Annotated in this window: 17 protein-coding genes, 3 tRNA genes and 2 pseudogenes; 8 read left to right on the top strand and 14 right to left on the bottom strand. The window is 68.3% G+C overall.

Annotation, left to right across the window (positions count from 1 at the left end; genetic code table 11):
• Positions 1–84: 84 nt before the first annotated feature.
• Together GVO57_RS07655 and GVO57_RS07650 are read right to left on the bottom strand one after the other, a co-directional pair.
• Positions 85–1,083: a hypothetical protein gene (locus tag GVO57_RS07655; protein ID WP_160592661.1), complete on the bottom strand. Its 999-nt coding sequence runs from the start codon at positions 1,081–1,083 to the stop codon at positions 85–87.
• Complete coding sequence (locus GVO57_RS07650) at positions 1,062–3,299, bottom strand: WD40/YVTN/BNR-like repeat-containing protein (RefSeq protein WP_160592660.1); 2,238 nt, start codon at positions 3,297–3,299, stop codon at positions 1,062–1,064. Before GVO57_RS07650 ends, GVO57_RS07655 begins: the two co-directional genes overlap by 22 nt.
• A gap of 124 nt (positions 3,300–3,423) precedes the next feature.
• Between GVO57_RS07650 and thrB the strand changes: the two are divergent.
• Together thrB and rnhA are read left to right on the top strand one after the other, a co-directional pair.
• Positions 3,424–4,361 (top strand): annotated as a pseudogene (gene thrB / locus GVO57_RS07645) (homoserine kinase).
• Positions 4,358–4,822, top strand: coding sequence for a ribonuclease HI (rnhA, locus tag GVO57_RS07640; RefSeq protein ID WP_160592659.1), 465 nt, complete (start codon positions 4,358–4,360; stop codon positions 4,820–4,822). Before thrB ends, rnhA begins: the two are co-directional and overlap by 4 nt.
• Before the next feature lie 78 nt (positions 4,823–4,900).
• Here rnhA and GVO57_RS07635 read toward each other — a convergent pair.
• The 3 genes from GVO57_RS07635 to rpsA form a co-directional block, all read right to left on the bottom strand.
• Positions 4,901–4,986, bottom strand: a tRNA-Leu gene (locus GVO57_RS07635).
• Positions 4,987–5,056: 70 nt separating this feature from the next.
• A complete protein-coding gene (gene ihfB / locus GVO57_RS07630) occupies positions 5,057–5,335 on the bottom strand; it encodes an integration host factor subunit beta (RefSeq protein WP_160592658.1) in 279 nt (92 codons plus the stop codon).
• Between the two features lie 231 nt (positions 5,336–5,566).
• Positions 5,567–7,273 carry a 30S ribosomal protein S1 gene (gene rpsA, locus GVO57_RS07625; RefSeq protein WP_160592657.1) on the bottom strand — a complete coding sequence of 569 codons (1,707 nt, stop codon included), beginning with the start codon at positions 7,271–7,273 and terminating at the stop codon, positions 5,567–5,569.
• 526 nt (positions 7,274–7,799) lie between these two features.
• Between rpsA and GVO57_RS07620 the strand changes: the two genes are divergently transcribed.
• Positions 7,800–10,115 (top strand): EAL domain-containing protein, encoded by a 2,316-nt coding sequence (locus GVO57_RS07620; RefSeq protein ID WP_160592656.1) that lies wholly within the window; start codon positions 7,800–7,802, stop codon positions 10,113–10,115.
• A 296-nt stretch (positions 10,116–10,411) separates the two neighbouring features.
• Here the strand turns inward: GVO57_RS07620 and GVO57_RS07615 are convergent, their stop codons facing one another.
• The 3 genes from GVO57_RS07615 to aroA are packed head-to-tail and all read right to left on the bottom strand — an operon-like array spanning position 10,412 to position 13,685.
• Complete coding sequence (locus tag GVO57_RS07615; protein WP_160592655.1) at positions 10,412–11,056, bottom strand: (d)CMP kinase; 645 nt, start codon at positions 11,054–11,056, stop codon at positions 10,412–10,414.
• Positions 11,053–12,375 carry a tetratricopeptide repeat protein gene (locus GVO57_RS07610; protein WP_160592654.1) on the bottom strand — a complete coding sequence of 441 codons (1,323 nt, stop codon included), beginning with the start codon at positions 12,373–12,375 and terminating at the stop codon, positions 11,053–11,055. The genes GVO57_RS07615 and GVO57_RS07610 overlap by 4 nt, the downstream gene beginning before the upstream one ends.
• Positions 12,372–13,685, bottom strand: coding sequence for a 3-phosphoshikimate 1-carboxyvinyltransferase (aroA, locus tag GVO57_RS07605; RefSeq protein WP_160592653.1), 1,314 nt, complete (start codon positions 13,683–13,685; stop codon positions 12,372–12,374). Before aroA ends, GVO57_RS07610 begins: the two co-directional genes overlap by 4 nt.
• Positions 13,686–13,854: 169 nt before the next feature.
• Between aroA and GVO57_RS07600 the strand changes: the two genes are divergently transcribed.
• Entirely contained in the window at positions 13,855–14,169 is a 315-nt protein-coding gene (locus tag GVO57_RS07600) for an FYDLN acid domain-containing protein (RefSeq protein ID WP_160592652.1), read from the top strand.
• A gap of 133 nt (positions 14,170–14,302) precedes the next feature.
• Positions 14,303–14,378 (top strand) — tRNA-Ala (locus GVO57_RS07595).
• A 188-nt stretch (positions 14,379–14,566) separates the two neighbouring features.
• Here the strand turns inward: GVO57_RS07595 and GVO57_RS07590 are convergent.
• From GVO57_RS07590 to cpdR, 3 genes are all read right to left on the bottom strand, one after another.
• On the bottom strand, positions 14,567–15,175 hold the full coding sequence (locus tag GVO57_RS07590) for a pyridoxamine 5'-phosphate oxidase family protein (protein ID WP_160592651.1): 609 nt from the start codon (positions 15,173–15,175) through the stop codon (positions 14,567–14,569).
• A 233-nt stretch (positions 15,176–15,408) separates the two neighbouring features.
• Positions 15,409–15,483, bottom strand: a tRNA-Val gene (locus GVO57_RS07585).
• A gap of 74 nt (positions 15,484–15,557) precedes the next feature.
• Positions 15,558–15,935, bottom strand: coding sequence for a cell cycle two-component system response regulator CpdR (gene cpdR, locus GVO57_RS07580; protein ID WP_160592650.1), 378 nt, complete (start codon positions 15,933–15,935; stop codon positions 15,558–15,560).
• Between the two features lie 158 nt (positions 15,936–16,093).
• Here cpdR and GVO57_RS07575 point away from each other — a divergent pair, with 158 nt between their 5' ends.
• Complete coding sequence (locus GVO57_RS07575) at positions 16,094–16,972, top strand: N-formylglutamate amidohydrolase (protein WP_160592649.1); 879 nt, start codon at positions 16,094–16,096, stop codon at positions 16,970–16,972.
• 227 nt (positions 16,973–17,199) lie between these two features.
• Here the strand turns inward: GVO57_RS07575 and GVO57_RS07570 are convergent, their stop codons facing one another.
• Genes GVO57_RS07570 through GVO57_RS07560 form a run of 3 tightly spaced genes read right to left on the bottom strand, consistent with a single transcriptional unit; the run spans position 17,200 to position 20,086 of the window.
• On the bottom strand, positions 17,200–17,790 hold the full coding sequence (locus GVO57_RS07570; protein ID WP_233281283.1) for a cytochrome b: 591 nt from the start codon (positions 17,788–17,790) through the stop codon (positions 17,200–17,202).
• Positions 17,790–18,563: a SapC family protein gene (locus tag GVO57_RS07565; RefSeq protein WP_160592648.1), complete on the bottom strand. Its 774-nt coding sequence runs from the start codon at positions 18,561–18,563 to the stop codon at positions 17,790–17,792. Before GVO57_RS07565 ends, GVO57_RS07570 begins: the two co-directional genes overlap by 1 nt.
• Before the next feature lie 47 nt (positions 18,564–18,610).
• The gene (locus tag GVO57_RS07560) at positions 18,611–20,086 is read right to left on the bottom strand and encodes an FAD-binding oxidoreductase (protein ID WP_233281282.1); all 1,476 of its coding nucleotides are present in this window, start codon (positions 20,084–20,086) and stop codon (positions 18,611–18,613) included.
• 154 nt (positions 20,087–20,240) lie between these two features.
• On the opposite strand from GVO57_RS07560, the gene GVO57_RS07555 reads away from it, so the two are divergent.
• Together GVO57_RS07555 and GVO57_RS07550 are read left to right on the top strand one after the other, a co-directional pair.
• The gene (locus tag GVO57_RS07555; RefSeq protein WP_233281281.1) at positions 20,241–20,693 is read left to right on the top strand and encodes a hypothetical protein; all 453 of its coding nucleotides are present in this window, start codon (positions 20,241–20,243) and stop codon (positions 20,691–20,693) included.
• A 113-nt stretch (positions 20,694–20,806) separates the two neighbouring features.
• Positions 20,807–22,245 (top strand): annotated as a pseudogene (locus tag GVO57_RS07550) (DEAD/DEAH box helicase).
• Positions 22,246–22,259 lie beyond the last annotated feature (14 nt).

Here is a 22,259-nt window from a genome sequence, read left to right as displayed (position 1 = left end):
GGCTGCGCCAGATCAACCGCTCTCATTTGTCGGTTTGCCGCGTTTTCCGAACCGTCAGGTGGGTCCACCTGACTGGAAACCGCTCTAGGCCGCGGGCTTCGGCACCTGCGGCGTGCGCGTGATCGGGGCCAGCCCGGCCGCGCCCAGTGCCGTGTTGATGCGGGCCAGATCAGTGTCGAGCAGCGCCGCCATCGCCGCCAGCTCGCGGTCAAGCTGACCGGACAGCTCGGCAAAGGCCTGACGCGTCTGGTCGGTCGGGCGCGCTTCCGCGCTTTCGATCACCCCCAGCAGCCCCGCCAGCTTATCGTTGAGCATGATCGGGAAGTTGAGCGGATCCTGCCGGCTTTCGTTGCGGACCTGATAGATCCGCCCCTCGACCGCGCGCAGCCCGGCGATCAGGCCATCGAGCGACGCCTTGAGCCCCGGATCGCTGGCCGTCGCCGCGCGCGCGCGCGCCTGATCGGTGATGCCGCGGATCAGGAGCACCGCCTCGTTCGCCTGGCTCACCCGGTCGCGCACCTGCATGGCCAGTGCAAAGCGCTCCCGCAGCGCGTCCGGCGTGGCATCGGTGACGCGCGGATCGACGCCGATGTCGAGCATCTGGCTCTGCTGACGGCCATCGACGGTCAGCGTCACCCGGTAACGCCCCGGCAGCGCCAGCGGCCCGCCACGGTTGCGGCTGGTCCACAGGATCATGTTCGGGAAATCGACAAAGCCCGGATGGCGCATGTCCCAGCTGAACCGGTTCAGCCCCGGCTTCATCGTCGGGGGCGGCGGCCCCTTGGGGCCGTCATCCTCGTCATCGTCACCGCCTTCGCTCTTGGGCTTGGCATCGGGCTTCACCCCGTCAAGGCTGCGCACCAGCCGCCCGTCCGCGTCATGGATCTCGATCTTCAGACTGGTAGGCGTTGCGGGCAGGAAATAGTCGATCGCCGCCCCGCTATCGAGGCCGCGCAGCGCGGTGGCGGGCGCGAACAGCCGCGCCGCCGTCTCCTTCGCCCCGAGCTGGCGCAGCACGTTCACACGCTCCATCACCCAGAAGGACCGGCCATGGGTGGCGATCACCAGATCGTCGCCCGCCACCCCAGGTCCGACACCTGCACGGCAGGCAGGTTGCGCTGCAGCTTGTCCCACGACCTGCCGTCGTTGAACGACACCCAGACGCCGCGTTCGGAGCCAAGGTAGAGCAGCCCCGGGCGCACCGGATCCTCGCGGATGCTGCGCGCGGTTTCGTCCGCAGGCAGGCCGGCATCGATGCGGGTCCAGCTGCGGCCATGGTCGGTGGTTTTGAGCACATAGGGCGCGGGATCGTCGAGCAGCACGCGGTGCCCGGTCAGATAGGCGGTGCCGGGCCGGTGCGGCGAATCCTCGATGGTCGTGAACTTGATGAACGGCGGCAGCCCCGGCGGCGTGATGTTCTGCCAGCTGCCGCCATTGTCGCGCGTGACATGGACGAGGCCGTCATCCGACGCCGCCCAGATCGCATCCGCCTCGCGCCGCGACGGGGCAAGCGCGAAGACGGTGGCATAGGTTTCAACGCCCGTCTGGTCGCGGGTGATCGGCCCGCCCGAAGGGCCGAGCGTCGCGGGGTCGGCCCGGGTCAGATCGGGGCTGATCTTCTGCCAGCTCTGCCCCTCATCGGTGCTGCGCCAGACATGCTGGGAGGTGACGTAGAGCGTCTTTGCATCCTGCGGGTCGAACACGATCGGGAAGGTCCATTGGAACCGTTCCTTCAGGTCGCCGGCCGAATAGCCCATCGGATTGTCCGGCCACACATTGATCGCCCGGCTCTGCCCGGTGCGGGCATCGAACCGGTCGAGCGTGCCGCCATAGCTGCCGGCATAGAAAATGTCGGGATTGCGCGGATCATTGGCGACATAGCCGCTTTCGCCGCCGCCCGCGGCAAAACCATAGCCGCCCAGCACATCGCGGTGCCGCCAGCCGCGCACCGGAACGCAGATGGTGCTGTTGTCCTGCTGCCCGCCACAGGCAAAGGGCGGCTGGTGATGGCTGAGCCCGAGGCGATAGATCTGCGCGGTCGGATAGGTCTGCGCAGTCCAGCTGTCGCCGCCATTGACGCTGACATTGGCGCCGCCGTCATTGGCCTGGATCATCCGCTGATTGTCGTCGGCGGCGATCCACAGATCATGATTGTCGCCATGCGGCACCTTGATCTTCTTGGCAAAGGTCTTGCCGCCATCGTCCGACCGGTGGAACTGGACGTTGAGCACATAGACCCGGTCGCGCACCTTCGGATCGGCGACGATGCGGGTATAGTAAAAGGCACGCTGGCGCAGATCGCGGCTGTCATTGGTGCGCGCCCAGCTCTGCCCGCCATCGTCGGACACGAACACCCCGCCCTGTTCATGCTCGACCATCGCATAGACGCGGCGGCCATCGACCGGGGAGACGCTGACCCCGATCTTGCCGATCAGGCCCGACTGCGGCAGGCCGGGGGCGCGGGTGATCTCGGTCCAGCTTTCGCCGCCATCCTCGCTGCGGAACAGGCCGCTGCCCGGCCCGCCCGAGCTCATCCCCCAGGGCTTGCGCCAAGCCTCCCACAGCGCGGCGAACATGATGCGCGGATTGGCAGGATCGATCGAAATGTCGACCGCACCGCTGCGCGGATCGCGGTAGAGTGTGCGCCGCCAGCTCTTGCCGCCGTCGCTGGTCTTGTAGACGCCGCGATCGGCATTCTCGACCCCGTAGCGGCCAAAGCCGCCGACGAACACCGTGTCGCAATCCTTGGGATGGATGCGCACGCGCGAGAAATTCTGCACGTCCGCCAGCCCGATATGCGTCCAGCTCTTGCCGGCATCGGCCGATTTATAGACGCCGTTGCCGGTCAGGATGTTGCCGCGCAGCTGGGTTTCGCCGGTGGTCAGATAGACGATGTCGGGATTGGCCTCGCACACCGCGACGCCGCCCACCGACCCGGTCGGGATCTTGCCATCGGTGACGTTCGACCAGCTGGTGCCGCCGTCACGGGTCTTCCACAGGCCGCCGCCGACCGCGGCGAAATAATATTCGTTCGGGCGCGCGGTGCTGCCCGCCGCCGAGATCGAGCGGCCGCCGCGATTGGGGCCGATATTGCGCCACGACAGCGCGGCGAAGCGGGGATCGCCGGCGTCTTCGGCGGGCTTGGCATCGGCAGGCTTGGCGTCGGCGGGCTTGGCAGGCGTCAAGTCCGACTTGACGTCCTTGCCCGACGGCGCGGCCAGTGCCGGCGCAGCCGCCAGCGCCACCGCCAGCGCGCCCAGTGCCGGCTCTGCCCAGCAGCGCCCCAGTCTATCCCGCATCGCCCAATCCTCCCGATTATTGTCTGGTCAAATGCTTAGCATGGCACCGTGCCGGGGCAAGCGGCGCGCGGCGGCGATGCGCGGGGCTTTTCATTTGGCCTTGAAGGCCGCATGACCGGCGGCGATGGCTGTCTATACCCAGGTTTCCGCCGAGGCGATGGCGGCACTGCTCGCCGGCTATGACGCCGGCACGCTGATCTCGGCCAAGGGCATTGCCGAGGGGGTGGAAAACTCCAATTATCTGGTCGAAACGACGGCGGGGCGCTTCATCCTGACGCTGTATGAAAAGCGCGTCGATGCCGCCGACCTGCCCTTTTTCCTCGCGCTGACCGATCATCTCGCCGCCGCCGGCTGCCCGGTGCCGCGCGCGATCCGCGACCGGGCGGGCACGCAGATCCAGACGGTCGCCGGCCGCCCGGCCTGCCTGATAGAATTCCTGCCCGGCGTCTCGCTGGCGCAGCCGACAGCGGCGCAGGCGGGGGCGGCAGGCGCGGCGCTGGGCGATATGCACCGGGCGCTGGCGGGCTTTGCGCTGGAACGCCCGAACACGCTCGGCCTTGCCGGATGGCATGCGCTCGCCGCGCGCTGCGGCTGCCAGCTCGATGCGATCGCCGACGGTCTGGGCGCGCGGGTGGCGGACGAGCTCGCCTTTCTCGACGCGCACTGGCCGACCGACCTGCCCCAGGCCGTCGTCCATGCCGATCTGTTTCCCGACAATGTGCTGATGCTGGGTGACCGCGTGACCGGCATCATCGATTTCTATTTCTCCTGTACCGAAATCCGCGCCTGGGATCTGGCGGTGACGCTGACCGCCTGGTGCTTCAGCGCCGATGGCACCGTGTTCGATCCGGCGATCGATGCGGCGCTGCGCGCCGGCTATGCCGCTGCCCATGGGCTGACCGCGCGCGAGGAGGCGGCGCTGCCGGTGCTGGCGCGCGGGGCGTGCCTGCGCTTTCTACTCACCCGGGCGTGGGACTGGCTGAACACGCCCGCCGACGCGCTGGTGACGCGCAAGGACCCCTCGCCTTTTTGCGCCGGCTCGACCATTACGCGCGGCGATGACCGACACCAGTGCCGACCTGCCCATGGTCGAAATCGCAACCGACGGGGCCTGCAAGGGCAATCCCGGCCCAGGCGGCTGGGGCGCCGTGCTGCGCTTCGGCGACCGGGAAAAGGACATGTCGGGCGGCGAGACGCCGACGACCAACAACCGCATGGAAATGACCGCCGCGATCATGGCGCTCGAAGCGCTCAACCGCCCGTGCCGGGTCAGGCTGTCGACCGACAGCCGCTATGTGCTCGACGGGCTGACCAAATGGCTGCCCGGCTGGCAGCGCAATGGCTGGCGCACCGCCGACCGCAAGCCGGTGAAGAATGCCGATCTGTGGCAAAGGCTGGTCAACGCCGCCGCGCCCCACCGGATCGACTGGATCTGGGTGAAAGGCCATGCCGGCCACCCCGACAATGAACGCGCCGACCGGCTGGCCAGCGACGCCGCCGACGCGCTGCGCAGCGGGCGCTGAACCGGGGCGGGCACCAAGGTTGGGTGGGTGCCAAGGCTGGACGATGCGGCGGCTGCGATAACGCCAGCCGCGTCGCACTGGTGCGGACGGCGGGACTTGAACCCGCACTCTCGTTGAGAAGCGGATTTTAAGTCCGCTGCGTCTACCGATTTCGCCACGTCCGCCCGGCGGCGATCGGCTTGTGGGATGGACCGGGGCCGGCGGTCAAGTGCGCCGGCCGGCCGCGACCGTGCCTTACATGTTGAGGCGCAGGCGCATTTCCTTGCCGGGCTTGAAATAGGGAACGCGCTTGGCGTCGACGGCGACGGTATCGCCGGTGCGCGGATTGCGGCCGACACGGGCGTCGCGCGCGCGGGTGGAAAAGGCGCCGAAGCCGCGCAGCTCGACACGGCCGCCCTGGGCCAGACGGTCGCTGATCTCGTCGAAAAAGATGCTGACGATCCGTTCGATTTCCTTCGCCGACAGCTCCGGATTGTCCTTGGCGATCAGCTGCACCAGCTCGGATCGGATCATAAGCGCTTCATCCCCCGCTTTGCTTCGATGATGCGACACGGCCGGATGGCCGCCGCCCGGTGCATTGTCGCCGCGACCCCCTGATCACGGTGTCAACACCCGCCCGCTACGCCACTCGGGGAGATAGATATATCAAAGCCCCCCCGGCTGCGCGAGGGCAGGCACAAAAAAGTCCGCCGGCCCGAATGGGCCGGCGGATCAAACACTTAGCAGTCCAAAAGCGGAAAAGGCTTACTTGCCTTCGCGCGCCTTCAGCGCTTCGCCCAGAATGTCGCCGAGCGATGCACCCGAATCGGACGAACCATATTGGGCAACGGCCTGCTTCTCTTCGGCAATCTGCATCGCCTTGACCGAGAAGGTCGGCTTCTTCGAACGATCAAAGCCGGTGACCATCGCGTCGAACTTCTGGCCGACCTGGAAGCGCTCGGGGCGCTGCTCGTCGCGGTCACGGCCAAGGTCCGAACGCTTGATGAAGCCGGTCGCACCGTCTTCGCCGGCCTGCACTTCGAGGCCGCCGTCACGCACTTCGAGCACGGTCACGGTCACGATCTCGTTCTTGTGCAGACGCGAACCGTCGCTCACGCCGCCAGCCGCCGGAGCGCCACGCTCAAGCTGCTTCATGCCGAGCGAGATGCGCTCCTTCTCGACATCGACGTCGAGAACGATCGCCTTCACCATTTCGCCCTTGCGGTGCAGGTTGAGCGCGTCTTCGCCCGAAATGCCCCAGGCGATGTCCGACATGTGGACCATGCCATCGACATCGTTGTCGAGGCCGATGAACAGGCCGAATTCGGTCGCGTTCTTGACTTCGCCCTCGACCACCGAGCCGACGGGATGTTCTTCGGCGAACTTTTCCCACGGATTGGCCTGGGCCTGCTTCAGGCCGAGCGAAATGCGGCGCTTGTCCTGATCGACTTCCAGGATCATCACATCGACTTCCTGGCTGGTCGACACGATCTTGCCCGGATGGACGTTCTTCTTGGTCCAGCTCATTTCCGAGACATGGACCAGGCCTTCGATGCCCGCTTCGAGTTCGACGAACGCACCATATTCGGTGATGTTGGTCACGCGGCCCGACAGCTTCGCGCCCACCGGATACTTGGCGGCGGCGCCTTCCCACGGATCGCTTTCCAGCTGCTTCATGCCGAGCGAGATGCGCTGCGTCTCGCGGTTGATGCGGATGATCTGCACGCGGACGGTGTCGCCGATGTTCAGCACTTCCGACGGGTGGTTGACCCGCTTGTAGCTGAGGTCGGTGACGTGGAGCAGGCCGTCAATGCCGCCCAGGTCGACGAACGCACCATAGTCGGTGATGTTCTTGACGACGCCGTCGATCACCTGGCCTTCGGCCAGCGACTGGATCAGGCCGGTGCGCTGCTCGGCGCGGGTTTCCTCGAGCACGGCGCGGCGCGACACGACGATGTTGCCGCGGCGACGGTCCATCTTCAGGATCTGGAAGGGCTGCGGAATGTCCATCAGCGGCTGCACGTCGCGGACCGGACGGATATCGACCTGGCTGCCCGGCAGGAAGGCCACGGCGCCGCCGAGATCGACGGTAAAGCCGCCCTTGACGCGGCCGAAGATCACGCCGTCGACGCGGTTGCCGGCGGCGAATTCATGTTCAAGCTTGTCCCAGGCGGCTTCGCGGCGCGCGCGGTCGCGCGACAGCATCGCTTCGCCATGGATGTTCTCGACGCGGTCGACGAACACTTCGACTTCGTCACCGACCTTGAGATCGGCCTTCTGGCCCGGCGCGGCGAACTCGCGCAGCGGCACGCGGCCTTCGGACTTCAGGCCGACATCGATCACCGCCATGTCGTTTTCGATCGCGGTGACGGTGCCCTTGACGACGCGGCCCTCAAAGCCTTCATTGTCGCCAAGCGTTTCGTTGAGCAGCGCGGCAAAATCATCGCGCGAGGGGAATGCGGCCGTGGCCATAGAGCTAGGTCTTCCTCAACAGTCGTTGCTGGCCAGCCGGTTGTCTCCGGCGGTCTAGCCCGACAAAGCGCCGGGCCAAGGCCAATCCGCCCGCCCGGCCCCGTGCCGGACGTGCATCCGGCGGGCAGAGCGCGGGTCCGGAACGTGCGCGCGAGACGGAAGGAAGCCCGGTGCGGGCAACCGCCGATGCTCAACGCCAAAGGGCGCGCCGGAATCCCGCCGCGCCTCGCCATTCCGTCCGCCGTCTTCCGTCAGACGCGCCGCACATAGCCGCAAAGCCCGCGCCGGGCAAGCGCGGCTGGGCCTGAGCGCCCGTATCCGGCACGCGCACCAGGCCTTCGCCGGGGCTGCCAGGCGGCAATCAATCGCCCTGCCCAGTTATTTCAGGCGGATAAGCCATGATTAACGACTTGGCCTTATTGGTGCCCGCCATGTCACGCCCGCCCATCGCTGCCGCGGCCCCGTCCGTCGGCACGGCACCGGCTGCCCCGGCCCCCGCCAACCGGCGTTCGGGGCGCAGCCGGGCATGAGCAAACGCGCCGCCCGCACGCCCGCCAGGCCCAATCCGCGGCTGCGGATTTTCCTGTGGGCGTTCATCATCAGCCTGATCTGCGGCGCGATCGAGTTTGGCGAGCCGCTTGAAGACGTGATCAAGGCCGGGCGCGACTATGTTCGCCGCCAGCCAGCCAGCGGATCGATCGTGGTGGTCGGCGTCGATGACCGCACGGGCGCGGACATGGGCGGGTTCGGCTTTGACCGCAGGGTCGATGCGCAGGTGATCGAAAATCTGTTCGCGATGGGCGCGAAGCGGGTGTTTTTCGACCGGATCTATGCCGACGGCACCACGCCCGCAGCCGACCGCGCGTTCATCGCAACGCTGAAACGGCATCGTGGCCGGGTGTTTCTGGGGGCAGCAAGTCCCTGGGTTGACGGCAAAAGCGCGGTCGAAACCATCCCCGCCGCGCAGTTCAGGGCGGTCGCCGCCTATCGCTCGCTCAACGGGCTGTCGACGCCGTTCACCCTGTCGGCCAATCTGACCTATAGTGACCGGTTCGAGGGACGGACCATCCCCTCGGTGTCGAGCGAGCTGGCCGCAGTCCCCATCCGGGGTCAGGGCCATTACCGCCCCGACTGGTCGATCCGGATCGCCTCGATCCCGTCATTCAGCTTTTCCGACATCTACAAGATGCGGGTCCAGCCCAGCCAGATTGCCGGCCGGGATGTCCTCATCGGCTGGACGGACCCCTCCTTCCGCGACATGCACAACATCCTGTCGCAGGGGATCAAGCCCGGCGTGTTCTTTCATGTCGTCGGTGCCGAGACGCTGCGCCGTGGCACGCCCACGCGCCCGGGCTGGCTGCCCGCCTTTGCGTTCGGGACGGCGCTGTCGATCATCTGCCTGCTCGCCAGGCGCCGCGCGACCGTTGCCGCCACGGTTGCGGCGGCGGTGCTGGGCATGGGCGTGTTGCCGCTCTATCTCGATCACCTGCTGGTCGAGGTCGACATCGTGCCGGGCGCGCTTCTGTTCGGGATCGTCGCCTATCGGATCACGATGCTGCGCCGGCAGCGCGAGACGCGCCGCCATCACCCCGCATCGGGCCTGCCCAATCTGGTCGCGCTCGAGGAGGATCATGAGCGCAATCCGGGCACGCTGGTCGCGGCCAAACTACGCAACCATTCGGAAATCGCGGCTTCGTTCGAGGTCAAGGTCGAGCGCGAAATCTATGCCGAGATCCGCCGCCGCATCGGCGTGTCGGGGGACGCCAGCGAAATCTATCACGGCGATGATGCGCTGCTCTGGTTCACTTCACAGCCCATGGGGCAGGAACTCGCCAACCATCTGACCGGCCTGCACAAGCTGACCGCCCAGTCGATCCGCATCGGCGACCGCGAGGTCGATCTGCTGCTGTCCTTCGGCGTCGATGCCGACCCCGAACGGCCGCTCAGCAGCCGCATCGGCAGCGCCATCCTCTCGGCCGAGGAAGCGGCGCGGGGCAATGACGTGTGGAAGCTCTACGACCCGCAGCGGCTGCACCAGGCAGCCTGGCAGCTGTCGCTGATGAGCCGGCTGGGCCAGGCGATCGAAACCGGCGAGGTGTGGGTCGCCTATCAGCCCAAGGTCGATATGGCGACGCGGGCAATTATCGGCGCCGAGGCGCTGGTGCGCTGGCTGCACCCGACCGCCGGCGCGATCAGCCCCGAACAGTTCGTTGCCGCCGCCGAGGCGCATAACCGCATCGGCCAGCTGACCTATTTCGTGCTCGAAACCGCGCTGCGCGATCTCGCCGGGCTGCGCGCGGCCGGCCATGACATCGGCATGGCGGTCAATCTGTCGTCGCAGATGCTCGACGATGCCGATCTGGTCCAGCGGGTGGAAACCCTGCTCACGCGCTATGGCGTGCCCCGGGGCAAGCTGACGCTGGAAATCACCGAGACCGGCGAGCTGCTGTCGACGCCCGCCAAGATCGCGATGATGGAACAGCTGGCAGCAACCGGCGTCCAGATTTCGATCGATGATTACGGCACCGGCAATGCCACGCTTGAATATCTGAGCCGCCTGCCGTCGCAGGAGGTCAAGATCGACCGGACGTTCATCAGCGATCTCGACCGCAATGCCCAAAATCTGATTCTCGTCCGCTCGACGCTGGAAATGGCACACAATCTCGGCCGCCGCGTGGTCGCCGAGGGCGTAGAGAACGAAGCGGTGATGCGCTTGCTGCGCGAACTCGGCTGCGACATCGCCCAGGGCTATCTGATCGGCAAGCCGCTGCCCTGCGCCGACCTCACGGCCATGCTGGCGGCAGATATTCCGGCCCGCAAGCTCCGGGTTGTCATTTCGTAAACGTCTCGTTAACCCTGATTCTTGGGTCCAGAATCATGTTCTGTGCCCGTGTCGATAAGGGGAACGATTATGGCTAAGAAGACTGCCCAGCAGGGCCGCGGCTTCTGGTCGCTCATCGGCGGGTTCTTCGGGATCCGTTGAGCTGATCTGGACGTCATTTTGTGATGGGGGGCTTCGGAGCGATCCGAAGCCCCTTTTGCTTGGGGCTGTTTCACCCGCCCACGCTGGGCGCAGACGCGCGACCAGCGGACCGGTCAGAGCAATTCAGAGCCGGTGGAATCGGACCCGAAACCGCTCTATCCGCCCACAACACCCCGGCGCGCCGCGACCTGGCGTTCGACAATCTCGATCGCATGGCTGACCGCCGCCTCCACCGACATATAGCTGGTGTCGAGCAGCACCGCGTCATCGGCCTGACGCAGCGGGGCGCTGGCGCGAGTCGTGTCACGCAGGTCGCGGGCCTTGATGTCGGCCAGAACGCGGTCATAGCTCAGCCGCGATCCGGCTGCGGCCAGTTCGTCATGCCGGCGACGGGCGCGGATCGCCGAGGTTGCGCGGACGAACAGCTTGGCATCGGCATCGGGGGCGACCACCGTGCCGATATCGCGCCCGTCGAGCACCGCCCCGCCCGGGCGGGCGGCAAAGTCGCGTTGACGGTGGAGCAACGCCGCGCGCACGGCCGGATGGGCGGACACCTGCGAGGCCGCCACCGCCGCCGCATCGAGCTTCAGCCGCGGATCGGCGAGCAGCGCATCGTCAAAGCCGCAGCCGCCCAGCGCCTGGTCCGGATCGGCCGGATCACCGCCGGCATCGAGCACCGCCTGCCCGACGGCGCGGTAAAGCAGCCCGGTATCGAGATGCGGCAGGCCATAATGGCGGGCAAGCGCGCGGGCGATCGTGCCCTTGCCGCTGGCCGCCGGTCCGTCGACGGCGATGATCATTGCGGGTCCTTGCTGGCCGGCCCCGGGGACGGCGGGGCGGGCGGATTCTTGCGGTCCGTTGCCAGATCGCGCAGCGCCGTCCGCGCGGCATCGCGCAGCGCCGGCCAGCTGTCACGCGGCTTCAGGCGCAGCGGCCCGGCATTGCCGCCCATCGCGGCAGTCATCGCGGCCATGCCGGCACGGCACACCCACCAGGGCTCGGCATCGCCGGGCAGCGTCGCCTCCTGCGTCAGCGCCGCGTCGATTGCGGCACGGTAGCGGGCATCACCGCGCCAGCGGGTCATGAAAGCGAGATCGGGGCCGACCAGCCGGTCCCACGCGATCAGCGCCTCGTCCGCCGCCGGATCGACGCAGCGCGCGGCGTCATAGGTCATGCGCAGCTTGGCAAGCATGTAGGTGGCGAGCGCCCGTTCGGCGTCAACCCCGGATTGACGGCGCGCCAGCTCGTACAGCAGGGGCGTCGGCCCGGTCGGGGCGCGGCGTGCCAGATCGTCAAGCACCGCCTGATCGCTGAACGGCAGATCGTGCAGCCGCTGCATATCGGCATCGAACCCGAAGGCCGGGGGGATGCGCGGATTGTCGATCACCGAATAATTCTGGGGGCGCACCTGGGCGGGAACGGGCGCGGGCAGCAGCTGGTAGTTGTGCACCTTGGTGCTGGTCGCCATCACCCGCAGCATCTGCGCCTGCCGGTCGCCCGCCGCCTGCGCCGCGTCGAGCACCGCCAGTCCGCGCGCGACATCGCGCGGCACCCGCCGCCCCTGCAACAGCGTCAAGGCGAGCTTGACCGAGGCGCCGGGAAACCCGGCCTTTGCCGCCCGGTCGAGCAGAGCGATGCCCCCCGCCGCATCGCGGGGACCGCCCTTGCCGTCGATCAGCAACTGGCCCAGCAGATCGGCAGCGGCGATGTTGCCGCGATCGGCGGCGATCTGCAGATGCCGCCGGGCGCGCGCATAATCGGGGGGCAGCCGCTCGGCCGTGCCCAGCAGCGCGCCCATCAGATAATGCGCCGCCGAATGGTCTTCGGCAGCAATCGCGCGCTCAAGAATCGCGAGCGCCCGCGCCGAGCCTTGCGGCGAGCTGCCCGCCAGCGCGGCGGCGAGTTGCAGCGACACGCCGGTTTCGCCGCGCGCCAGCCGCGCCGCACAGTCCGGCCGCGCGGCGAGCAGCGCTTCGTCAGTCACGTGGCAGGCCGGGTCGATGGCGAGCCTGGCACCTTCCTCTCCAAGCCATGCCCTGGCAGCGCCGGCGGCCGGGCGCGAAACCGGCTGGACGGGGGCTGTGGCCTGAAGCGCCATGGCAAAGAGCGCGGCGATCACCGCCCCTGCCCTGCGCCCAGCCGGTCGAGCAAGGTGACGAAATCGGGAAAGCTGGTCGCGACCGGCGACATGTCGTCGATCGTCACCGGCGCGCGCGACGCGAGCCCCGCGACTGCAAAGCTCATCGCGATCCGGTGGTCGAGCAGCGATGCGATCGTCGCGCCGCCGGGCAGCGGATCGCCCCCCCGCCCCTCGACGATCATGCCGTCGGGCAGTTCCTCGACCGCAACGCCGATGGCGCGCAGGCCGGCGACCATCGCCGCGATCCGGTCCGATTCCTTGACGCGCAGCTCCTCGATCCCGCGCATCACCGTGCGCCCGGCAGCCATGGCGGCGGCGATGGCGAGCACCGGATATTCATCGATCATCGCCGGGGCGATTTCGGGCGGCACCTCGATCCCGGTCAGCGCGCTGTGGCGCACGACAATGTCCGCGACCGGCTCGCCCCCGACCACGCGCTGATCGGCGAAGGCGAGGTCCGCGCCCATCATGCGCAGCACCTCGTACAGCCCCGACCGGGTCGGGTTGATGCCGACATTTTCCACCCGGATCGATGATCCGGGCACGATCAGCGCGGCCACCACCGGAAAGGCCGCCGAAGACGGATCGCCCGGCACCTCGATGGTCTGGGGCGACAGTTCGGCCTCGCCGTGCAGCCGGATGTGCCGCACCCCGTTTTCAACCTCGACCGTCAGATCGGCCCCGAAGCCCTTGAGCATCCGTTCGCTATGATCGCGGGTCGGCACCGGCTCCTCGACATGGGTGATGCCCGGCGTGTTGAGCCCGGCGAGCAGCAAAGCCGATTTGACCTGCGCCGAGGCGACCGGCAGCCGGTAGCGGATCGGCACGGCCGGGCAGGCGCCGCGCACCATCAGCGGCAGGCGTCCGCCCGGCGCGGCGGTGATGTCCGCGCCCATCTGCATCAGCGGGTCGATCACCCGCGCCATCGGGCGGCGGGTGAGCGAGGCATCGCCGGTGAAGGTGGCGGTGACCGGATGGCTGGCGACCAGCCCCATCAGCAGCCGGGTCGACGTGCCCGAATTGCCCATGTCGAGCGCGGCTTCGGGCTGCAGCAGCCCGCCCACGCCGACGCCGTTGACGGTCCAGAGACCCTCGGGCGAACGCGCGATGACCGCGCCCATTGCGCGCATCGCTGCGGCGGTTGCCAGCACATCCTCACCCTCGAGCAGGCCGGTGATCCGGCTGGTGCCGACCGCCAGCGCGGACAGCATCAGGGCACGGTGGCTGATCGACTTGTCACCGGGGACGCGCACGGTGCCGCTCAGTGGTGGCGCGGCCGCAAAACTCATCGAATGCACGTTCATTGCCCCTGATCTGTGCCCGGCGGGCCGGGAGGCGGCGCAGGGCGGCCGCAGTTTTTGACAGCGCCGCTGCACTATGGCAAGGCGCGGCCCGTCCGGCGGGGCATCACCACGATGCGCCGCCCCTTTTTCTTTGGTTTCGGAGGCACGGCCACAGATGGTGAAGCCTGAATGGGGCAGCAAGCGCAGCTGCCCGAAATGCGCGACCCGGTTCTACGATCTCGGCAAGGACGATCCCGTCACCTGCATCAACTGCGGCTATGCCTGGGAGCCGGAACCGGTGCTCAAGTCGAAGCAGCCGCTGCCGTTCGACGCGCCCAAGAAGGAAGAAGCCAAGGGCGATGATGCAGTTCTCGTCGGCGACGAGGATCTGGACATCGACGATGGCGAAGTGTCGCCGGACGAGGATGTCGATCTGGGTGGTGACGACGATCTGGGCGTCGACACCGGCGATGACGGCGACGAAAACTGATCGGCGCCGCAACGACATTTTTTTCAAGAATCGGATTGCAAAGGGTGCGCCGCCCGGTCTAAGGGCGGCGCTCTCAAACGCCGGGGACCAGCCCGGCGGGCTGCCGGTCCCGGACCGGGTGGCATGAAAATGTGGGGCCGTAGCTCAGCTGGGAGAGCGTCGCAATGGCATTGCGAAGGTCAGGGGTTCGATCCCCCTCGGCTCCACCATTTCCCCTCCCCGACAGATAAGCCGATCATCAACCTGAGCGGCGCTGTTGTTCCGCTGTAGCCGCTGACCTGTGGGGCTGAACCGCCATAACCGCCAGACCTGTTCGGTCGATGCGCCCCCGGCGCGAGTCAGATCTGCCCCGGCACGATTCGGCCAGAGTGACCGGCGCGGCGAAACCGGCGTTGCCTCAGGGCGCGAGCCACATCGCCTGTGCGGGCGCAGCGGATGCGGCCGCATCAGCGCCGTCATCCCACATGAACCGCGCCCGCCGATGGCCATCGGCGGCCAGCCACAGCCATTCGAGCATGTCGAAACGGAACAGGATCACCGCGAAATGCGCGCGCGCTCCGGCCTCCTCGGTCGCGGGCGGCAGCGGCGCGGCCGGAATCGGCGATCCGGGGACGGTGTCGGGAGCGTAGCACAGCCGGGCCATGGGCTGCGACGCCGCCCAGGCGGCATCGGCCAAAGCCCCGGCGCGGTCCACGACCGCATGGCCCCGCAGCCGCATCTGCAGCCGCGACCGCGCGTCATAGCCATGCACCATCACCCGTGGATCGCGGTCGATCTGGGCGATCTTGCCGCTGCGGACATCGCTGTGCAGGCGCAGCGTGCGCGCCACCGGATCCACGGCACGCAGCACCATCGTGCGGACATCGGGGCCGCCATCGGTGGCGATGCTGGCGACATTGACGGTGCGAAAGCCATGCCGCCGGTCTGCAACGCCCCGGCGCAGCTCGGCCAGGCCGTGCGCGAGCACCTCGTCGAGCGTGGCCGGAGCGGACAGCGGCTGGGGCATGGCGCGATTCCCTGAAGGTGGACGGCGTGCAGAAATGCCGGGAGCGGCACGGGGCCGGTTCTGGCGGCACGGACCCGCAATGAAAAGGGCCGGGAAACAAGAACGCGCCCGACCACGATGCCCGCCTGCCCGCGATGAGCCGCCGCATCCACCCGAATCGCCGCCGGGGCAGCCAGCTGGTGCCGCCACATGAAAAACCCCGCCTGCCGGACCCGGCGGGCGGGGTTTTCAAATGGTGGGCGCGGCAAGGATTGAACTTGCGACCCCTGCGATGTCAACACAGTGCTCTACCACTGAGCTACGCGCCCCCAAGGGAGGGCTGCCATTAGCCAAGCCCGCGCACCGGCGCAAGCGGCTTTGCGCGCCCCGATGCGGCTTTTTTTCAGCTCAGGCCGCTGGCGCTGCCAATCTCGAACATCCGGTCGACCTCTAGCACCAGATCGCGCAGGTGGAAGGGCTTGGACAGCACCTTGGCCTGCGGCACCGCCTTGCCGGCCTTGAGCGTCACCGCCGCGAATCCGGTGATGAACATCACCCGCATGTCGGGCGCGAGCGCGGCGGCGCGCTGCGCCAGTTCGATGCCGTCCATTTCCGGCATCACGATATCGGTTAGCAGCAGATCGAACCGGTCTTTTTCCAGCAGCGGCAGCGCCGCCGTGCCGCGATCGACCGCAGTCACCGCATAGCCGGCCCGTTCGAGCGCGCGGTGCAGATATTGGCGCATCGCCTCGTCATCTTCGGCCAGCAAGATTCTGATCATTGGCATCCCCGCCGGGCCGCCCCCCGTTCCGGGCCGCGCCGTGCGAACCGATTATGCGCCAACAGCTTAATTTTTTCCAGCCGTTCCGCATTGTCCGTGCGGCTTTTGCCGTCCGGCCCCGGCTTGCGGGCTGCGCGGCTAGCCTCTAGCACCGGGGCATGTCGCTGCCCCCGCCCCCGGCCAGCTTCGACCTGCTGGACGCCGATGCGGCCGGCGCGGTCGTGATGTCGGTGCCCCATGCCGGGCGCGACTATTCCCCTGCCATGCTGGCGATGCTGCGCCCGCCGCCCGACAGGCTGGCGGCGCTTGAAGACCGGCGGATCGACGAGGTTGCGCGGGCCGTCGCCGGCATTCCGATGCTGATCGCCCGCCGTCCCCGGCTGTGGATCGACCTCAACCGCGCCGAGACCGAGATCGACCCCGAGATGATCGCGCCGCACACGATCGGGACCGACGACCATGGCCTGATCGGCGGCTTCACCCTGTCACCCAAGGTGCGCAGCGGGCTGGGGCTGGTGCCGCGCCGGCTGCACGGCCTGGGCGAACTGTGGACCGGGCGGCTGAACGCCGCCGACATCGCCCGGCGGATTGCCGAGGATCATCGCCCCTATCACGCAGCACTCGCCGCGCTCGTCGCGCGTGCGCGCGCCCGGCATGGCTGCGCGGTGCTGGTCGACCTGCATTCGATGCCGCCCCTTGCAGGGGCCGAGCCGCCCCGGCTGGTCATCGGCACGCGCCATGGCGCGACCTGCCACCGTGCCTTTGTGGCCCCGGTGATCGCGGCGGCCGCCCGCGCCGGCCTGTCCTGGCGCGAAAACCATCCCTATGCCGGCGGGCATGTGATCGAACGCCATGGCGACCCGCGCCGGGGCGTGCACGCGATCCAGATCGAGCTTGACCGCAGCCTGTATCTCGACGCCGCGCTCGACCGCTGCGATCCGGCTGGCCTCAAGCGCGTGCAGGATTTCGTCCGCGACATGATCGCCGGGCTGGAGGCGGCCATTCCGCGCGCCCCCTTCGCCGTCGCCGCCGAATAGCTGCGTTCCCCCTTCCCCAAACACCGCCGCAGAAAAAAGCCGCCCCGCGCGATGCGCGGAGCGGCCAAGGTTCAGGGAGGAACACGCCCGAAGGCGCGAACAACGCGGGGAGAAAAGGGGGGAACTCCCACGCGCTAGGATTAAGATAGGGATTGCGCCCGGCTCTTCAAGCTAGGGGTTTTGCGGATCGGCCGATCAAGATTTGACCAGCCAATGCCGGGCCGCGATCAGATGCCGGTGCGGCGCTGCCCCGGCATCATCCGGAACAGGAAAGTCCGGCCATGGGCGAAATGGTGGCGCAGCGCGCCCGCGACATGCAGCACCAGCAAAGCCAGGATCAGGTAGAACAGCAGTTCATGCGCATCATGCGCGACGACCTGAAGCGCCTTGTCCCCTTCGACCGGCAGATAGGGCAGGTCGAACAGCCCGAACCAGTTGAACGGCCGGCGCGGGCTGGCGGCGGAAATCATCAGCCAGCCGGAGATCGGCAGCGCGAACATCAGCAGATAGAACAGCGCATGCACGCCGTGCGCGGCAAGCGCCGTCATCCGCCCGATCGCGGCGGGCAGCGGCGGCGGCCGGTGACCGAGCCGCCAGCCAAGGCGCAGCACGCTCAGCACCAGCACGGTCATCCCCGCCGCCTTGTGCATGCCCATGGCAAGACCGCGCACCGGCCCCTCCATATCCTCGGTCGCGACCGCGCCGACGATGTTGAGGATGATGAGCGCGGCGATCAGCCAGTGAAAGGCCATCGCGCCCCTCGAATAGCGCATCTGCCCCGAAAGGTCGGGCCGGGCGGGATCGAGGGGCGTCGCCATCAGGCGGCGGCCTGTGCCGGCAGCAGGCCGAGCGCTGCCTGCCGGGCATAGATGTCACGCATCAGATCGAGCGAGAACAGGTGCGCCATGATCAGAGGGAGCATGCCATTCTGGTTCATCTTGCGCAACTGATCGCCCCGCAGGTCGCGCAGCTTTTCCTCATTGACCATCTTGAAGCCGCGATAGACGCTGGGCGCCGCGCCGTTTTCGCCCGGCGTGATCGTCACTTCGCCGTCCATCAGCAGGTCCATCTCGCGCAGTTCCTTGATGAACGCGCCGGTGCGCTGGGCCGAGGTTTCGAACTGCTCGCAGAACTGCAGGATCGCGCGCGTGCCGTCGGTCGGCTGGCCGTTTTCGAACAGCACGACGCCGTCGCCATCGGGCTTCACCAGCCCGGCGGTCGGATCGAAGCACAGCGACAGCTCGCCCTGGTTCGGCCCGAGCTGGGCGAGCATGAACGGATAGCGGCGGATATAGGCCGGGACATAGACCGGCGGATTGAACACCCCGGCATCGTCCAGAAACACGTTCACGCCCTCGTTCAGGCCCATCAGCGCCAGCGGCACCGGATTTTCGGCATCGGCGAAGATGATCGGATAATGGCGCTGCACGAGCACGAACTCGTCGATCGTCACCGGGATCGCATGGACATTCTTCAGGAACGGCGCGCCGGTCAGCGTCTGGGTCTTCCAGTCGGCATGCTCGTTGGACGACAGCGGGACAAGGTCGTTGTACAGGATCGGCAGGCCAGTGGGCTGCGGCGCGGTCGCCATGTCAGGAACTCCGGTGGTCGAAAGATAAAAAGACGATGCGCGCCTGCTTATGGCGCGGCGGGCGGTGACGCAAGCGGCACCAGCTTGCCGGGGTTCATCAGCCCCAGCGGGTCGAGCGCCTGCTTGACCGCGCGCAGCATCGCCAGCCGCACGGGATCGCCCAGCCGGGCGAACACGTCGCGCTTCATCTGGCCGATGCCATGTTCGGCCGAGATCGACCCGCCAGCGGCAGTGACCAGATCATAGACGAAATCGCTGACCGCCGGCCCCTGCCGCGCCACCCAGTCGGCCGGAGCATTGGCGGGCGCGCGGACATGGAAATGCACATTGCCGTCGCCCAGATGCCCGAAGCCGCTGGCATGGGTGCCGGGAAAGGCCCGCTCCGCCGCCTCGGCCGCCGCGATCATGAAATCGGGCATCGCCGCGACCGGCACCGAGATATCGTGCTGCACGGCCGGCCCGGCGGCTTTCTCCGCCGCCGACACCGACTCGCGGATGCGCCAGAAAGCCGCCGCCTGCGCGCTGCTCGCCGCCGGCACCGCATCGCCGATCAGCCCGTCGCCCAGCGCCGCCGCCAGCGCCGCCTGAAGCGCATCGGCAACGCCCGCCCCGCCTTCCGCCCCGCCTTCTGCGTCACCCGTCGCCTCGATCAGCGCGTGCCAGCGATGATCCCCGGAAAGCGGCGCGCGCGCGCCGGGCAGATGATCGAGGACAAGCGCAAGCGACTCCGCCGGGATCAGTTCGAAGCTTTCCACCGCCAGCCCGGCTGCCTCCAGCCGCCGCAGCAGCGTGAGCGCGTCCTGCGGGCTGGCCAGCCCCGCCCAGGCAGTGGCGGTCGCCGCCGGCTGCGGCACCAGCCTGAGCGTCGCCGCGGTGATGATGCCGAGCGTCCCCTCCGCGCCGATCAGCAGCTGGCGCAGATCCGGCCCGCGATTGTCCTTGCGCAGCGGCGTCAGGCCATTCAGCACCGAGCCGTCGGGCAGCACCGCCTCCAGCCCCAGCACCAGAGCCCCCATGGTGCCGAAGCGCAGCACCTGGGTGCCGCCGGCATTGGTCGCGCACAGCCCGCCGATGGTCGCCGATCCCTTGGCCCCGAGCGACAGCGGAAAGCGCCAGCCCGCCGCCCCGGCGGCGTCGTGCAGCGTCTCAAGCACCACCCCCGCCTCGGCGACTGCGGTTCCGGCCGCAGCGTCGAGCGCGCGGATGCGGTTCATCCGCCTGAGCGACACGAGCAGCGCGGACCCGTCGGCGGGCGGGGTTGCCCCGCCGACCATCGACGTGTTGCCGCCCTGCGGCACCAGGGCGACGCGGTGGGCGGCACACAGGCTGATCAGCGCCGCCACCTGTTCGGTCGAGGCAGGACTGGCCAGCCAGTCGGCCCGCCCGTGATAGCGGCCGCGCCAGTCGGTCAGCCAGGGGGCGATGCGCTCGTGATCGGCGGTCAGCCCCTCAGGGCCGAGCAGTTCGGCGGCAGCGGCCAGGAAGGCGGCCGGGATCGGGCCGGACGACAGGGGCGAGGTCAAGTTGGACGTTGCAGGCACGCCGGACCTGATAGGGCAAAGCCGCGCGCGCGGAAACCGGCCCCGTTCGCCGAGACAGATCGCGGTTGCGCGCCCGATCAGTTCAGCCGGCGTTAAACTCGACTGGGCCACCCGCACCGGCCATGGGGCAACTGGCATGAGAAACGGCGCGATGGTCGCGGCACTGCTCGGCGTGAGCGGGCCGGCGGCGGCCATCGCGCTGCCGTCTGCCGGCGGTGTCCAGATCGCGCAGCTGAACATCCAGCAGCGCGTGATCATCCGCGTTCCCACCCGCCCCGAACCGCCGGAGCGGCGGATGCGCTGGAAGGAAAAGGACGGCCCCGACTGCATCGACGCGACAGCGCTTGCCGGGGCGCAGGTCGGGCCGGACGGGGTCGACCTGCTGCTCAATGGCGGGACAAGGCTGCGCGCCCGGCTGTCGAGCGCCTGCCCGGCGCTGAATTTCTATTCGGGTTTCTATGTGCGCCCGGGGCGCGACGGACGCATCTGCGAGGACCGCGATTCGATCCGCACCCGTGCGGGGGGATCGTGCGAGATCGACCGCTTCCGCCGCCTCGTGCCCGACAAGCGCGACCGACGCCGGCGTTAACCGGCCGCCCGCGGCCGACGACCCGCGAAAATCTTGACATTCGCCTGAGTTTTGCCCATGCGCGGCCCAAAGGATCAGGCGGAAACAGCCGCCATCCTATCCTCGGGAATTCGATGAGCTTTGCCGATCTCGGCCTGTCCGACGAGCTTTTGAAGGCTGTCGGCGATTCCGGTTACAACGACCCGACGCCGATCCAGCGCCAGGCCATTCCGTCGGTCCTGATGGGCCGCGACCTGATCGGCATCGCCCAGACCGGCACCGGCAAGACGGCAAGCTTCGTGCTGCCCATGATCGACGTTCTCGCCCAGGGCCGCAGCCGGGCGCGGATGCCGCGCTCGCTGATCCTCGAACCGACCCGCGAACTGGCCGCTCAGGTTGCCGAAAACTTCGACAAATACGGCAAATATCACAAGCTTTCGATGGCGCTGCTGATCGGCGGCGTGTCGATGGGCGACCAGCAAAAGGCGCTGGAAAAGGGCGTCGACGTGCTGATCGCGACGCCCGGCCGGCTGATGGACCTGTTCCAGCGCGGCAACATCCTGTTGACGGGCTGCGAGCTGCTGGTGATCGACGAGGCGGACCGGATGCTCGACATGGGCTTTGTGCCCGATATCGAGGAAATCTGTTCCAAACTGCCCAAGACGCGCCAGACATTGCTGTTTTCGGCCACCATGCCGCCGCCGATCAAGAAGCTGGCGGACAAGTTTCTGACCAACCCCAAGTCGATCGAGGTCGCGCGCCCGGCCAGCGCCAATGCGCTGATCGAACAGCAGCTGGTCGAAACCGCCAGCCGGGACAAGCGCGAGACGCTGCGCCGCCTGCTGCGCGCTGACGATCTCAACACCGCGATCATCTTTGCCAACCGCAAGACGACGGTGCGCGAACTGGCGACCAGCCTGAAGCGCTATGGCTTTGCGGTCGGCCAGATCCACGGCGACATGGAACAGCCCGAGCGGCTGCGCGAGCTTGACCGGTTCAAGGCCGGGGAGATCAACATCCTCGTCGCCTCCGACGTCGCGGCGCGCGGCCTCGACATCAAGGGCGTCAGCCATGTGTTCAACTTCGATGTGCCCTGGCACGCCGATGACTATGTGCACCGCATCGGCCGCACCGGCCGCGCGGGCGCGACCGGCAAGGCCTTCACGCTCGTCACCACCGAGGATGGCGAAGCGGTCGCCAACATCGAAAAGCTGACCGGCCAGAAGATTGCGCGGATCAAGGCCGGCGGCACGGCCGCTGCCCCGGCGCGCGATGCCGGGGACGACGAGGCTGGATCGCCCGCCCCCCGCCCGCCCGTGCGCGGCGCGGCGGCCGCAAGCCGGTCGAGGCGCAGCCCACCACCGCGCCCGCCCCGCGTGAACAGGCCCGGCGTGAACAGGCCCGGCGCGAACCGGCCGCACCGCCCCGTGAGCGGCCAGCCGATGCACCGCGCACCGCGACACCGCATCAGGCCGAACGCCCGCGCCGTGCCGGCAATGTGCAGGCGGCGCAGCCGGACGAGGGCTGGAACGGCCCCGTTCCTTCGTTCCTGTCGGTCGGCTTCACGGTCTGAGACCGGCGGCCCCT

Source organism: Sphingomonas changnyeongensis (assembly GCF_009913435.1).
GTDB lineage: Bacteria > Pseudomonadota > Alphaproteobacteria > Sphingomonadales > Sphingomonadaceae > Sphingomonas_B > Sphingomonas_B changnyeongensis.
Note: the sequence above shows the minus strand (reverse complement) of the source record. Positions and strands in the feature narration are given on the sequence as shown.

Coding starts and splice junctions, on each gene's coding strand:
- GVO57_RS07650 (WP_160592660.1), bottom strand. CDS start 3,299: ATGCGGGATAGACTGGGGCGCTGCTGGGCAGAGCCGGCACTGGGCGCG.
- GVO57_RS07615 (WP_160592655.1), bottom strand. CDS start 11,056: ATGATCATCGCCGTCGACGGACCGGCGGCCAGCGGCAAGGGCACGATC.
- cpdR (WP_160592650.1), bottom strand. CDS start 15,935: ATGATCAGAATCTTGCTGGCCGAAGATGACGAGGCGATGCGCCAATAT.
- GVO57_RS07570 (WP_233281283.1), bottom strand. CDS start 17,790: ATGGCGACGCCCCTCGATCCCGCCCGGCCCGACCTTTCGGGGCAGATG.
- GVO57_RS07565 (WP_160592648.1), bottom strand. CDS start 18,563: ATGGCGACCGCGCCGCAGCCCACTGGCCTGCCGATCCTGTACAACGAC.
- aroA (WP_160592653.1), bottom strand. CDS start 13,685: ATGAGTTTTGCGGCCGCGCCACCACTGAGCGGCACCGTGCGCGTCCCC.
- GVO57_RS07555 (WP_233281281.1), top strand. CDS start 20,241: ATGAGAAACGGCGCGATGGTCGCGGCACTGCTCGGCGTGAGCGGGCCG.
- GVO57_RS07575 (WP_160592649.1), top strand. CDS start 16,094: ATGTCGCTGCCCCCGCCCCCGGCCAGCTTCGACCTGCTGGACGCCGAT.
- GVO57_RS07590 (WP_160592651.1), bottom strand. CDS start 15,175: ATGCCCCAGCCGCTGTCCGCTCCGGCCACGCTCGACGAGGTGCTCGCG.
- ihfB (WP_160592658.1), bottom strand. CDS start 5,335: ATGATCCGATCCGAGCTGGTGCAGCTGATCGCCAAGGACAATCCGGAG.
- rnhA (WP_160592659.1), top strand. CDS start 4,358: ATGACCGACACCAGTGCCGACCTGCCCATGGTCGAAATCGCAACCGAC.
- GVO57_RS07620 (WP_160592656.1), top strand. CDS start 7,800: ATGAGCAAACGCGCCGCCCGCACGCCCGCCAGGCCCAATCCGCGGCTG.
- GVO57_RS07600 (WP_160592652.1), top strand. CDS start 13,855: ATGGTGAAGCCTGAATGGGGCAGCAAGCGCAGCTGCCCGAAATGCGCG.
- rpsA (WP_160592657.1), bottom strand. CDS start 7,273: ATGGCCACGGCCGCATTCCCCTCGCGCGATGATTTTGCCGCGCTGCTC.